Genomic DNA, 13631 nt, shown 5'->3' on the forward strand with positions numbered 1-13631 from the left:
AAAAGAGTTTAATTAATTGCTACTTTTCGAAAAAAGTAAATCGATATGTTGCGCCCCCAACTTTTTTATTTTATCATACTTATTTCTCTTTTTTCCTGTAAAGAAAAAAAGAGCATTGACCCTAATATAGAATCTATAAAAAAAGAAGCACTTAGTTTACGAGATACGGCAGATGTAAACTTTGAAAAACAAAATCTAAATACTGCTTTTTATCAGTTTAACAAATCGAAAGAACTTTTTGAAATTGTAAAAGACAGCCCAAATATTTCCTATGTACTTATACGAATGTCAGATATACAGCAAATTAACGGAGACTATTACGGCAGTAAAGAAACGGTAACCGAGGCTATACCCTATGCTAAAACATTTAAAAATCATATAAGTTCCATAAATAATAACTTAGGCATTGCCGATAAAGAACTTTCTCTGTATGACGATGCCATTTTTTACTACAAACAATCGATTAAAGGTTCTAAAAATCTTGAAGACGCTCGTTCCCCTCTTAGCAATATTGCGTGTGTCTATATGCAACAAAAAAAATATAATGATGCAATTACTCTTTTAGAATTTCTTTTACGTCAAAAATTTATAGAGAAAAAATCAAATGCAAGTTCAAAAGCAAGAATACAAGACAATTTAGGTTATGCGTACTTTAAGAATGGAATGCATAAAAAAGGATTTTTTTTAATGAGTCAAGGTTTACAGTTAAAAAATGAAATCAAGGACAATTATAGCAGTATTGAAAGTTATCTTCACCTTGCCGATTATTATTCAAAAAGAGACGCTCAAAAATCAGATGAAAATGCTCTTGCAGCTTACACTATAGCCACAAAACTAAATAGCGTTGAAGAAAGATTAGAAGCACTGCAAATTTTAATTTCTAATGATAACACTCCTAACACTAACAAATACATACAACATTACTTTACGCTAAATGATAGTCTTATTAAGGTTAGAAATAATTTCAAAAATAAATCTGCCAAAATTAAATACGATGCTAAAAAGGAGAAAGATGAAAACGAAAAACTTCGTTTAGAAAAAGCAGAAAATCTTTTATCCTTACAAAGAGCTAAATATACACGAATTGTATTTGTAATTATTTTTATCTTCTTAGTGATTTTAATAGCTATTTTAATCCGTTATTATAAAAATAAGAATAAGGCAATCGAATTTAAAAGTTCGTACGACACTGAAACCCGAATTGCTAAAAAAATCCATGACGAACTTGCCAATGATGTTTTCCAAGTAATTGCTTTTGCCGAATCACTGCCATTACCTACAGAAAATACAAAAGAAAATCTGCTCCAGAAATTGGATGATATTTACGGCCGTGTCAGAGAAATTTCTAAAGAAAATAATAAAGTAGAAATTGGAATAGGTTTTATAAAAAGTATAAAAGAAATGCTTTCGGCTTATAATACCAGCGAAAGAAATATTATAACCACTAATTTAGAAAGTGTAAACTGGGAAACAATTGATGACATAAAAAAGATCACTATTGGACGCGTTTTGCAGGAATTAATGGTCAATATGAAAAAACACAGTAAGGCCGATCTTGTTGTGATAAAATTTGAAAGCGACACAAAATCAATCTTTATAAACTACACAGATAACGGGATTGGATGTGAAAAAACGGCTATTTCAAAAAATGGTCTTCGAAATATGGAAAGCCATATTGAGACCGTCAAAGGAACTATCGAATTTGATACTGAACCAAACAAAGGTTTTAAAACAAAAATCGTAATTCCTAAATAAACAAAAGCCTTTCAGAAATTCTTCTTGAAAGGCTTTTTCTTCAAAAAACAAGCAATTTTCAAAATTAACTTGTGCATTAAACCGCTTCATTTAAAACAGCAACAGCTTCTTTCCAATTATTTACTCTCAAATAATTCGTTTTATTTGCATTATGAAATGCCGTAAACATAATAGGTTTACCCATACAAAAATCTAAATTCTTTGGATGATCATCAATTAAATAATCAGTATTTATAATGCTTTTGCTTCCGCATAAAACAATATTTTGCCATTTAATAAAAGGAAAATGTTCTGCCAGCCACTCTATTTTTTCATTTAACGAAAGCGGAAATTCTGTCGCCGCAGAAACAATGTAAATTTCAAAGTTTTCCTGTAACAGTTTTAAGCTTTCTACAGCATCGTCTATTACGGGTAACGTCCTGAAAAAGTCTTTAGAATTTAAAACACTCATTACTTTATCCCGACCATGAAAAGCTTCTTCTTCTGTCAATCCCAGAATATCTTCCCTTAAGATTGCTATTCCGAAGTTTTTTTTAAAGTAAGTTATTAAGTGCGCTTCAACATCTGCAAGCACGCCATCCATATCTACTGCAATTGATTTCTTTTTCATTGTAAAATTATTTTGCTGCTAAAATATGCAAAAGTTGCAAAATTTTGCAAATAACCGCAATTTTTAACTTATTTTTGCAACATAAAACTGCAAGTAAAATGAAAAAGGAAGAACGTCAACAAGCTATTTTAGAATATTTATCGAAAGAACATCGCGTAACTTCAGTAGAATTAAGCGAATATTTAAGTGTTTCAGAAGATACAATTAGACGTGATTTGAAAGAACTTTCAGATCAAGGACTTTTAAAAGCGGTGCGCGGAGGTGCGGTTGCTCCTTCTCCAATTCCGTTGCATTATAGAAAAAGAGAAAAACACGATCTTGAAAATAAAAAGATCATTGCAGAAAAAGCCATTTCTTATCTTAAAGACGGACAAGTGGTATTTATTGACGGAGGAACAACTTCTTTAGCTTTAGTAGCAAGTTTTCCACATGATTTGAAATTGACGGTGATTACAAACAGTTTTCCTGTTGCGGTTTTGGCAGAAGATTTACCAAATATCGAATTGATTTTTGCTGGTGGAAAAATGTGCAAAACCTCTTTTACAACTGCCAGTATGGAGTCTTTGGATTTCTTTAGAAATTTTAGAGCTGATATCTGTATTTTAGGAATTTGCGGAATTCATCACGAACGTGGACTTACTGGAATTTTATATGATGATTCGCAAATAAAAAAGAATATGATTCAGAATTCAAATTTCATAATTGCTTTAAGTTCTAGCGAAAAAATCGATACGGCAGAAACCTATTTTGTTTCTCATCTAAAAGATATTGACGTCTTAGTAACCAATATTTCGCCAGATGAAGAAATATTAAAACCATATAAAAAGCAAGTGACTGTTCTTTAATAAAAATAAAAAAAGCCTTTCAGGATTTTATTCCCAAAAGGCTTTTTATCTACAAATTAAGTGGCAATATTATTTCCATCCGCCGCCCAAGTCTCTGTAAACATGAACTGCAGCATTTAATTGTTCTTTTTTAGTATCTACTAATTCCAATTTAGCTTCTAATGCATCACGTTGAGTCATCAAAACTTCAAAATAATCTACTCTAGCCGATTTAAACAAATCATTCGAAACATCAATAGATTTATTTAAAGCATCAACTTGCTGTGATTTTAAATCGTAACCTTTTTGAAGATTTTCGATTTTAGAAAGTTGTGTTGACACTTCTAAATAAGCATTTAAGATCGTTTTGTCGTAATTGTATAATGCTTGAAGCTGTCTTGCATTGGCACTAGCAAATTCTGCTTTAATTGCATTTCTGTTGATTAATGGCGCTGCAAGATCTCCCGCTAAAGAATACAACAATGATTCTGGGAATGTAAACAAATAAGATGGTTTAAAAGCTTGAACTCCAAAAGCAGCTGAAATGTCTAATGAAGGATAAAATTCCGCACGAGCTACTTTTACATCTAATTTTGCAGCTACCAATTCCAATTCTGCCTGTTTAACATCTGGACGGTTCATCAGTAATTGAGATGGAACTCCAGAATTTACAACTGCTGGAAGCAAATCTGTAAAATTGGTTTTGTCTCTTTTTATATCCTGCGGATAACGACCTAACAAAAAGTTGATTTTGTTTTCGTTTTCTTTAATTTTCTGAAGAATATCAAACTCTAAACTTTTTGAAGTTAAAACCTCTGCTTGGAATTTCTGAACTCCTAATTCTGTTGCTCTAGCCGCTTGCTTTTGAATTTTTACAATTTCTAAAGCATTACTTTGTAATTCAATAGTTTGTCTTACAATTTCAAGCTGACTGTCTAAAGCCAACAATTCATAATATGAATCAGCGATTTCTGCAATAAGATTTGTAACAACGAAGTTTTTACCTTCTACAGTTGCTAAATATCTGTTTACTGCAGCTTTTTTAGAATTACGCAGTTTTTTCCAAATATCTACTTCCCAATTCGCGTAAGCGGCAATTGTATAATCTGGCAACGGATCTGGTGTTTCAACTCCTGGTTTAATTTCGGTTGTAGCATCACCCGCACCTTGACTTGTGTATCTACCTACTTTTTCTATTCCTGCTCCTGCACGAACTCCTACAGTTGGCAATAAAGCACCTTTTCGAACACGAATATCGTTCTTTGCAATTTCTATTTCTTGCAAAGTCATATTTAATTCCTGATTGTTTTTTAACGCAATATCAATCAGCTCTACAAGATTTTGATCTTTAAAAAAATCTTTCCATTTTAGAGCAGACATATTGGTTGTATCCTGCGGTTTTTCAGCACCAAATCCTTCGGGAACCGGAGTACTTGCGCTTGCAGTTTCAGGTGCAGGAGCTTTACATCCTGCCACGGCAAGACATAAGCTCAATGCAATACTATATTGATATAATTTTATTTTAGACATGATTGTTATCAATTTCTTCTGTTAATGGATTTTCTTCTTCATGTTTTACCAGTTTGTGTTTTTCGGCAATTTTACCAAAAATGTAATACAAACCTGGAATTACAAATACTCCGCAGATTGTTCCGATAAGCATACCTCCAGCTGCCGCAGTTCCAATTGTTCTGTTACCAATTTTACCTGGACCAGTGGCAAAAGCAAGAGGCAATAAACCGGCGATAAAGGCAAATGAAGTCATCAAAATTGGACGGAACCTTGCTTTTGCACCTTCCATTGCAGATTGTAAAACTGTCATACCCGCAGCATGTCTTTGAATAGCAAACTCTACAATCAACACGGCATTTTTACCTAATAATCCGATAAGCATTACCATTGCAACCTGAGCATAAATATTGTTTTCTAATCCAGTTAATCTTAATAAAAGGAAAGCTCCAAAAATACCCGCTGGCAAAGAAAAGATTACTGACAACGGAAGAATAAAACTTTCGTATTGAGCTGCTAATACCAAGTAAACGAATCCTAAACAGATCAAGAATACCCAAATTGCTTGATTTCCTTGTGCCACCTCATCGGCAGAAATACCAGCCCAGTCAATATCATATCCTCGCGGTAATTTTTCAGCAGCAATTTTCTGAATCACTTTAATAGCTGTTCCAGAACTATAACCTGCAGCTGGAGAACCACTAATTTGTGTTGAGGTATACATATTATGACGTGTGATTTCTGAAAGTCCGTACACTTTTTCTAACTTCATAAAAGCAGAATAAGGCACCATTTCATCACGATCATTTTTTACATACAATTTCAAGATATCATCTGGCTGTGCACGATATTCTGGCGAAGCTTGAACAATTACTTTGTAGTTGATACCAAATTTAATGAAACTGATTTCGTAGTTACTTCCCACAAGAGTTGACAAAGTATTCATGGCATTTTCGATCGAAACACCTTTTTGCTGTGCCAAATCATTATCGACTTTCATCATATACTGAGGGAAACTAGAGCTGTAAAAACTAAATACGTTAGTTAATTCTGGCTGTTTGTTTAATTCGGCAACAAAATCATTATTTACCTGCTCCATTCTCTTATAATCCACAGAACCCGTTTTATCTAATAAACGAAGCTCAAATCCTCCGGCAGCACCATATCCTGGTACAGCAGGCGGTTGGAAAAACTCGATATTAGCACCTGTAATATCTTTACATTTTTCCTCCATTTCGTGCATAATCTCAAGAACAGATTCTTTTCTTTCGCTCCAATCTTTAAGGTTAACCAAACAAGTTCCTGAGTTTGCTCCAGTACCTTCAGACAGAATCTCATAACCAGCTAAAGAAGAAACAGATTTCACACCGTCGATATCTTCAGCAATTTTCTGAACTTGCTCTGCAATATTATTAGTTCTCTCTAAAGATGAACCTGGCGGCGTCTGAATAACGGCATAGAACATTCCCTGATCCTCATTCGGAATAAATCCAGAAGGAACACTACTACTTATAATCCATGTACCAGCACAGAAAACAAGAAGAGAAACAATTGTAACTACTCGTCTATTAACAATTTTTGCTAATACATTCTGATATTTACCTTGTGCTAAATTGAACTTTTCGTTAAAAGCATCAATAAATCTATTTGCAGGCGTTTTCTTTTTAGGCTGCCCGTGATTGTTTTTCAACATCATCGCACAAAGTGCTGGAGTCAACGTTAAAGCAACTACACCCGAAAGTATAATAGCCGTTGCCATAGTTACAGAGAACTGTCTGTAAAACACCCCAACTGGACCAGACATAAACGCAACCGGAATAAATACCGCAGCCATTAAGAATGTAATTGCAACAATAGCTCCTGCAATTTCGTGCATTGCTTTTTTAGTTGCTTTAAATGGCGAAAGATGTTCTTCTTCCATCTTGGCATGGACGGCTTCGATAACCACAATCGCGTCATCGACCACGACTCCAATTGCTAATACTAAGGCGAATAACGTAATTAAGTTCAACGAAATATCGAAGAATGTCATAAATATGAATGTTCCAACCAAAGAAACTGGAACCGCAATTGCTGGAATTACCGTAGAACGCCAATCTCCTAAGAAAAGGAATACTACTAAACCTACCAGAATAAAGGCTTCTACTAAAGTGTGGATTACCTTCTCGATAGAAGCGTCAAGGAATTTAGAAACGTCATACGAAATTTCGTAATCCATTCCTTTTGGAAATCTTTGTTTAATTTTTTCCAACTTCGCTTTTACTTCTTCGATAACTTGATTTGCGTTACTTCCAAAAGATTGTTTCAATACAATAGCGGCAGATGGTCTTCCATTCAAATTCGAATAGATATCGTACATCGAGCTTCCAAATTCAACTTTAGCAACATCTTTCAATCTTAAAAGCTCTCCGTTTGGATTTGCTTTTACTACAATATTCTCATATTGTTCTTTTGTTGTAAAACGTCCAGAATATTTCAATACGTATTCAAATGCTTGAGAACGTTTACCAGAACTCTCTCCTGTTTTACCTGGAGAAGCCTCCAAACTCTGGCTAGATAATGCTTCCATTATCTCATCAGCCGAAATTTTATAAGCCAACATACGATCTGGTTTTAGCCAGATACGCATTGCATATTCACGTGTTCCTAAGATATCCCCAGAACCAATACCGTTTACCCTTTTTAATTCCGAAAGTACGTTGATATCAGCATAGTTGTACAAGAATTTCATATCGGTATTTTTGTCTGTACTATAAAGATTCACGTACATCAACATACTCGGTACTTCTCGTGTAATTTTAATACCTTCTCTAATTACTAATGGAGGAAGTTTATTGGTAACCGAAGCCACACGGTTTTGAACGTTAATTGCAGCTTGATTTGGATCTGTTCCTAAGTTAAACACCACTTTGATTGTAGCTTCACCGTCGTTTCCAGCATCAGAAGCCATATATTTCATTCCTGGAACTCCATTTAAGGCTCTTTCCAAAGGAATAACAACCGCCTTAACCATCAATTCACCATTAGATCCTGGATAATCTGCGGTAACGTTCACCATTGGTGGTGAAATTGTAGGGAATTGGGTAATAGGTAAGTTTAATACCGATAAGATTCCCAAAAAGACAATTATCAGCGATATTACTATCGACAGAACAGGTCTTTGTATAAATTTATTAAACATTTTTGTATTTTTTAATGATTAAACTTATTGAAGTTTAAAAGTGTTTCACGTTTCAAGTTTCAGGTTCAGCAGTAAACTTGAAACCTGAAACTTGAAACTATTAAAACAAAAACCTATTCTGCTTTTAAACGTAAATGATTGATTACCTCTTTAGGAGATTCGTACTCAAATTTAATTTTGTCGTTTTCTTTTACTTTCTGAACTCCTTCAAGCAAGATTTTATCATTTTCTGTAAGACCAGTTTTAATTACATACAAATCAGGGATTTCACCTGTAATTGTAATTTCTCTAGAACTTACTTTATTGTCTTTACTTACTACAAAAACATATTTTTTATCTTGAATTTCGTAAGTCGCCTTTTGTGGAATTACAATAGCGTTTTTAAGAGGAACGTTCATTTGAACTTGTCCTGTTTCACCATTTCTAAGTAATTTTCCTGAGTTAGGGAATCTTGCTCTGAAAGCGATATTTCCAGTTTCATTGTTAAATTCACTTTCTATAACTTCAACATTTCCTTTGTCTTTAAAAGTATCTCCGTTAGCTAATACTAAAGCAACTTTATTATCTGCTCTGTCTTTGATATTAGTTTCATACTGAAGATATTCTGGCTCAGAAACATTGAAATAAGCAAACATCTGACTATTGTCTGAAAGGCTTGTCAATAATTCCCCTTCGTCGATAAGACTTCCTAGTTTTAATGGAATTCTATCAATTGTTCCGTCAAAAGGAGCTTTGATTTCTGTGAATGATAAATGTAGTTTTGCTAATGAAACCTCAGCTTTTGCAGATTGCAATTTTGCTTGAGCTACACTAAGTTCGTTTCTAGAAACGATATTTTTGTCCGCCAATAATTTAGCATTTTGTAATTCGATTTCAGCTGATTTCTGTTCAGCTTGAGCTTTTAGTAATTCTGCCTGATACATATTCGGCATAATTCTAAATAAAAGTTGTCCAGCTTTTACAAACTGTCCTTCATCAACATAAATATTTTGTAAAAACCCTTTTTCTTGGGCACGGATTTCGATATTTCGAACAGATCTAATCTGAGAAACATAGTCTTTTGTAAATGAAGTGTCAATTTTTATCGGATTTGTTACTGTAAACTTTTCCGCCTCTTCTTTTTCTTCTTTTTTTTCTGCGCAACTGGTTAAGCACACCAAGGCCATAAAGCCTGTGAACAAGATAATTCTTTTCATGATTTTAAAATGGAAATTAAGCGATTGAATGCTTGGAATACATAGATTCCTTAAAGATGGTTAGACACCTGAAAGCCCTAGCTTGACCTCAATTTTCATATAAGTAGAAGTAAAGAAATAATATACATCAACAAGATATGCAGATCGCAACTCAGGCAACCGATGTATACTGTAAAATCAAATTCTTAATACGCGTTGAGTAATGTATAAAGGATTTGAATGCCCGAAAACGGGTGTAGAAATTTTAAAACGATTGGAATCATTTACAACAGATTGATCTGATAGTGTCAGATACAAATGGTCTACTAAACTGTAAGTTGTTGCAAAAAATTTATTCGTAAGTCCATCAACATCATCACTTCCTAGAAGATCTTCCTCAATATCAACGTCTGCATCTTCTATAATTGAAGATCCTCGATCTTGACTGGTAAATTTAACTCGATGTTTCTTTTCAAGATTGTGGTGTTGAGGTAAGCCAAAAGTATTTGCATTAAGATATTGGCCTCCGCCGCACAGAAGCATATTCATGAATACAAAAAATACTATTAACTTTCTCATTTGGGTGCGAAAGTAGTAAAAGATTATAATATAAAAAATAAAATAAGAAAGTCTTAACATTGCTTTTTTTACGAAAACGTTTTCAATTTAAATCAATGATTTAAAACACTTAAAAAAAGAACAAAATATTAAATATCAATCACTTAAACACATTTTCCATAATAGTAAATTCCTGTCCTGCTTTGGTAAAAGAAGTTCCTGTATCGATCATTCCAAACTTTTTATAGAATTGTTTCTTCTCTGTTCTAGCATTGCACCAGATTTTTTTCACTCCTTTTTCTTTAGCAGATTCAAAAATATAGTTCAATAATTCAGATGCGATTCCTCTTCCTTGATAAGAATGCAAAGTCGCTAATTTTCTAAACTGCATCTCATCATTTACAATAAAACAAGAAACAATTGAGACTAATTGATTGTCATCAAAAACACCGTAATGCAATCCAAAATTATCTTCTTCGAGCTGAACAAATTCAAAAGGCTGATCTGGCCACATGACTTCATGTCTAATCTGCCAAGTATCTGATGCTTTAATTGCTTTTATTTCCATTGTAAAATATTTCAACTGAGTCAAAATTAATTCATTTTGATGGAAATTAGAAAAGCAAAACAAAAAACCACATTTAACTCACTTTCAAAACTTTGCATAAAAATAAACCAGACAAATCATTCAATTTTAATCTATTTATGACTATTTTTATATCACCAAAATCAAATAAATTCGGTTATGAGAAAGTTCTTTTTAGCAGTATTTTTATGTATTTGTGCAAATGGTTTTGCGCAGTTAATACAAATTGGCCCTCAAGTTTCAACCAATATTACTTCTGTCAATACAAATAATTTCAGTTCTGACCATACTAATACTGGAATCGGTTTTGCTGCTTTTGGCAGATTAAATCTTGCGCTTTTTTATGCTCAAGGTGAATTTGGCTATGCAAACACGAATTTCAGTGTTTATCAAGATGGCATTGGAGAAACAGAATTTAAATTGGGAGGAACAGATGCTACCTTAATTGCTGGACTTAAAATTATTCCTTTGGGAAAAGCTGGCAATGTAAGAATCTTTGCTGGATACAACTGGAAGAATTATTCAGACATCAGTACCAGTAATAATCTCAATTCTATCACAATAGAAAGAAATAATCACAGTATACTTGGAGGAGTTGGAGTTGATGTCTGGAGATTGACATTTGATGTACGATATCTTGCGGGTCTAACTGATATCGATTCTTCTGGTGGCGAAATTAAAACGGGTGTAACAAATTTATCACTCGGATTTAAATTCTTGTAAAATACAATTCAAAAAAAGGGAATCGTATGATTCCCTTTTTTTTTTAGATCTTAACGTAATAACTTTCTTCGTTATCACTTTTTATTTTTTCTATTCCTTCTTCGGTTTTAACTGCAACGTTAATTACATGCAATACGTTTGCTTTTTCATTAATACTGCAATTCCAAATTGTTCCATCAGAAAGTACAATTTCTGAAAATAAAGACACTGTACTATTAGAATCGTTATAAATCAAATTTTCTGTTTTAATAAGCTTTCTCGTTTGAGTTTTTTTATCTACTTCATAAAACAAAATAGTATCTTCTTTAATTTCTATAACTTCTTCAATTGCAGATTGATTATTAACAGCTGCACTTGACCAAACTGGTTGATTTCCTGATTTTTTCCAAGTTCCTACAGCTTGATCCAAAATTTCTTTCCTCAAAACATCGCGTAAAGTGTCAACTTTTTTAGCTGCTTCTTTGCCTATTTCGTTTTCAGGTTTAATTTTTGCAGCTAAAGAAAATAAATCAATAGCTTTTACAAAATCGGATTTTTTGTAATACGAAATGGCTAATTCGTATTTGTTTTTTTGAAAAGTAGTTTTCTGATCATTCTGTCCATATAATTGAACGGCAACCAATAAAACAATAAGAGCAAATGTATTTTTCATTCAAAAATTTGTAGGTTTTTTATTATTTTACAAACATACTCTTTTTTATAAAAACTTCATTACGGTTTTCCATAATTTGCAATATTTTTATTCATTCAAAATAAAAAATGTCTCTTTATGTAATAATAAAGAGACATTTTTAGATATAGTGTAAAAATTACTTAGCTATTTAACATTCAATACATTGTTTTCAGGCGTTGCATCCATAAAAATACCTCCGTCAAGCTGGATCTGATCAATTTTTTTAGTGCTTTTCAAAACTATTTTTACCGTTTTTTGATTTTTTTCCCAAATTGCTGGTGTCTGATGAAGTGTTACTTTCGATTTATCAGTATAGGTAATAATTACATCAAAAGGAATTGCAAAACCGCCAATATTTTCTACAGTTATAATTTTCTTATCAGCAGAAATACCTTTTACAGCAATATCTAAATAATTGTTGGTAAAAAACCAATTGTTGAAAAACCAGTTTAAATTCTTTCCTGTTGTTGCATTAAAAGAATTGAAATAATCCCACGGAATTGGGTGTTTTCCATTCCATGTGTCCATATAAGCGTGCAAAGCTTTTTTAAACAAATCATCTCCTAACATATCTTTCAAAGCCAAATAAGAAAGTGAAGCTTTTCCATATGAGTTATTTCCATAACCTGCTCCAGAAACCTGTGTAGACATTGTTATAATAGGCTGGTCTTGTTCTGAAGATCGATCGTTTATATAATGGCTTACTCTAAAGTCTTTATAAAATTTATCAGCAGCTTCTTTACCATGCTCCGCAGTTCCAATTAAATATTCAAAAGTCGTTGCCCAACCTTCGTCCATAAATGCGTAACGCGTTTCGTTAATTCCCATATAAAATGGAAAATAAGTGTGAGCTACTTCATGATCTTGAACTAATTGCGCAAAAACAGGATCTCCCATTTCTGAGTCGTTACACATCATTGGATATTCCATATCTGCAAAACCTTGAAAAGCAGTCATTTTTGAAAATGGATAAGGAATTCCCGGCCAATTATTTGAAAACCAATCTAAAGCATATTGATTGTTTTTTACAGAATTTACGAAATCTAATCCTTTTACATCATAAGCTGCCTGAACACTTGCACGACGATTTGTTTTTTTATCAACCACGACACTGCTTGCATCCCACAAATAATGATCGCTTAAACCAAAACAGACATCAGAAATATTTTTAGCTTCAAATTTCCAGACATTCCAATCGTATTGTTTAGTCACAACACCATCTTTCATTTCTTGTTCATTAGCGACATGAAGAATTTCGTCTGTTGTATAAGATTTCTTTAAACGCGCTGCAAATTCTGGCTGTAAAACTTCGTCTGGATTTAATAAATCTCCAGTCGCATAAACCACATAATTCTTAGGCGCTTTTACAGAGAAAACGTAATCATTAAAATCATTATAAAATTCCTGACGATCTGTATGAGGCAATTTATCCCAACCATTATAATCATCATAAACTGAAACTCTTGGATAACTGTAAGCTACAAAAAAAGTTGTTTCGTCTATTTGCCCTTCTCTTCCACTTTCTTTAGACAAAGGATAGTTCCACTGAATATTTAAAACGGTTTTTGAATGTGGCAAAATCGGTTTTTTTAGTTTTACACTTTCTACAGTTCCCCAATTTTTAGCGTCTTCTTTATAGACCTCATTTTCTATTTTCAATGAAGTAATCATTAATCCGTCGCTTAAAAAATCGTTGCTAACACCACTGCCACGAGGCGAAGAAGGTTTGTGAAGGTTGTTTACAAAACGAATAGCAATACTTTTTAAGGTATCTTTACTATTATTTTCATAAATGATGGTTTCTGTTCCGCTGACCAATCTCGTTTTCGGATCAACTGAAATCTCCATGTTATATTTTCCGTGATTCTGCCAATAGTTTACTCCTGGTTTTCCGTCTTTAGAACGTGTTCCGTCTGTATAAGCTTTTTTTATATTTCTCGGCATATAAAGCTCTTGTGCAAAGTTATTTTGAGCAAAAAGAACAAATGCTATTAATGCAAATTGCAATATTTTCTTTTTCATAAATGATTCTTAGAT

11 protein-coding genes are annotated in these 13631 nt (G+C 33.0%); 3 read left to right on the top strand and 8 right to left on the bottom strand.

The features are described from left to right. Nucleotides 1-45 precede the first annotated feature (45 nt). Entirely contained in the window at nt 46-1755 is a 1710-nt protein-coding gene (locus OD917_RS01810; protein WP_263521836.1) for a tetratricopeptide repeat-containing sensor histidine kinase, read from the top strand. Nucleotides 1756-1831: 76 nt separating this feature from the next. On the opposite strand, the gene OD917_RS01815 is transcribed toward OD917_RS01810, so the two are convergent. After that, nucleotides 1832-2365 carry a 5' nucleotidase, NT5C type gene (locus tag OD917_RS01815; RefSeq protein ID WP_263521837.1) on the bottom strand — a complete coding sequence of 178 codons (534 nt, stop codon included), beginning with the start codon at nt 2363-2365 and terminating at the stop codon, nt 1832-1834. A gap of 98 nt (nt 2366-2463) precedes the next feature. Between OD917_RS01815 and OD917_RS01820 the strand changes: the two genes are divergently transcribed. After that, nucleotides 2464-3210 carry a DeoR/GlpR family DNA-binding transcription regulator gene (locus OD917_RS01820; RefSeq protein WP_263521838.1) on the top strand — a complete coding sequence of 249 codons (747 nt, stop codon included), beginning with the start codon at nt 2464-2466 and terminating at the stop codon, nt 3208-3210. 69 nt (nt 3211-3279) lie between these two features. On the opposite strand, the gene OD917_RS01825 is transcribed toward OD917_RS01820, so the two are convergent. From OD917_RS01825 to OD917_RS01845, 5 genes are all read right to left on the bottom strand, one after another. Beyond that, nucleotides 3280-4719 (bottom strand): TolC family protein, encoded by a 1440-nt coding sequence (locus OD917_RS01825; RefSeq protein WP_263521839.1) that lies wholly within the window; start codon nt 4717-4719, stop codon nt 3280-3282. After that, nucleotides 4712-7879 carry an efflux RND transporter permease subunit gene (locus tag OD917_RS01830; protein ID WP_263521840.1) on the bottom strand — a complete coding sequence of 1056 codons (3168 nt, stop codon included), beginning with the start codon at nt 7877-7879 and terminating at the stop codon, nt 4712-4714. Before OD917_RS01830 ends, OD917_RS01825 begins: the two co-directional genes overlap by 8 nt. A gap of 113 nt (nt 7880-7992) precedes the next feature. After that, nucleotides 7993-9075 carry an efflux RND transporter periplasmic adaptor subunit gene (locus OD917_RS01835; protein WP_111288860.1) on the bottom strand — a complete coding sequence of 361 codons (1083 nt, stop codon included), beginning with the start codon at nt 9073-9075 and terminating at the stop codon, nt 7993-7995. A gap of 177 nt (nt 9076-9252) precedes the next feature. Next, nucleotides 9253-9633, bottom strand: a complete 381-nt coding sequence (locus OD917_RS01840) for a hypothetical protein (protein ID WP_263521841.1) — start codon at nt 9631-9633, stop codon at nt 9253-9255. A gap of 139 nt (nt 9634-9772) precedes the next feature. After that, entirely contained in the window at nt 9773-10180 is a 408-nt protein-coding gene (locus OD917_RS01845) for a GNAT family N-acetyltransferase (protein WP_263521842.1), read from the bottom strand. A gap of 177 nt (nt 10181-10357) precedes the next feature. Here OD917_RS01845 and OD917_RS01850 point away from each other — a divergent pair, with 177 nt between their 5' ends. Further along, nucleotides 10358-10921: a PorT family protein gene (locus OD917_RS01850; protein WP_263521843.1), complete on the top strand. Its 564-nt coding sequence runs from the start codon at nt 10358-10360 to the stop codon at nt 10919-10921. Nucleotides 10922-10964: 43 nt separating this feature from the next. On the opposite strand, the gene OD917_RS01855 is transcribed toward OD917_RS01850, so the two are convergent. Together OD917_RS01855 and OD917_RS01860 are read right to left on the bottom strand one after the other, a co-directional pair. Beyond that, nucleotides 10965-11573, bottom strand: a complete 609-nt coding sequence (locus OD917_RS01855; protein WP_263521844.1) for a tetratricopeptide repeat protein — start codon at nt 11571-11573, stop codon at nt 10965-10967. Between the two features lie 165 nt (nt 11574-11738). Beyond that, on the bottom strand, nt 11739-13616 hold the full coding sequence (locus tag OD917_RS01860) for a M1 family metallopeptidase (protein ID WP_263521845.1): 1878 nt from the start codon (nt 13614-13616) through the stop codon (nt 11739-11741). Nucleotides 13617-13631: the final 15 nt, after the last annotated feature.

Origin of the sequence: Flavobacterium sp. SH_e, from assembly GCF_025717045.1 — a bacterium.
Lineage (GTDB): Bacteria > Bacteroidota > Bacteroidia > Flavobacteriales > Flavobacteriaceae > Flavobacterium.

Bases quoted from the DNA above. Each gene is read 5' to 3' on its own strand.
- OD917_RS01810 (WP_263521836.1), top strand. From the start codon at position 46: ATGTTGCGCCCCCAACTTTTTTATTTTATCATACTTATTTCTCTTTTT.
- OD917_RS01820 (WP_263521838.1), top strand. From the start codon at position 2,464: ATGAAAAAGGAAGAACGTCAACAAGCTATTTTAGAATATTTATCGAAA.
- OD917_RS01815 (WP_263521837.1), bottom strand. From the start codon at position 2,365: ATGAAAAAGAAATCAATTGCAGTAGATATGGATGGCGTGCTTGCAGAT.
- OD917_RS01855 (WP_263521844.1), bottom strand. From the start codon at position 11,573: ATGAAAAATACATTTGCTCTTATTGTTTTATTGGTTGCCGTTCAATTA.
- OD917_RS01830 (WP_263521840.1), bottom strand. From the start codon at position 7,879: ATGTTTAATAAATTTATACAAAGACCTGTTCTGTCGATAGTAATATCG.
- OD917_RS01850 (WP_263521843.1), top strand. From the start codon at position 10,358: ATGAGAAAGTTCTTTTTAGCAGTATTTTTATGTATTTGTGCAAATGGT.
- OD917_RS01860 (WP_263521845.1), bottom strand. From the start codon at position 13,616: ATGAAAAAGAAAATATTGCAATTTGCATTAATAGCATTTGTTCTTTTT.
- OD917_RS01845 (WP_263521842.1), bottom strand. From the start codon at position 10,180: ATGGAAATAAAAGCAATTAAAGCATCAGATACTTGGCAGATTAGACAT.
- OD917_RS01840 (WP_263521841.1), bottom strand. From the start codon at position 9,633: ATGAGAAAGTTAATAGTATTTTTTGTATTCATGAATATGCTTCTGTGC.
- OD917_RS01825 (WP_263521839.1), bottom strand. From the start codon at position 4,719: ATGTCTAAAATAAAATTATATCAATATAGTATTGCATTGAGCTTATGT.
- OD917_RS01835 (WP_111288860.1), bottom strand. From the start codon at position 9,075: ATGAAAAGAATTATCTTGTTCACAGGCTTTATGGCCTTGGTGTGCTTA.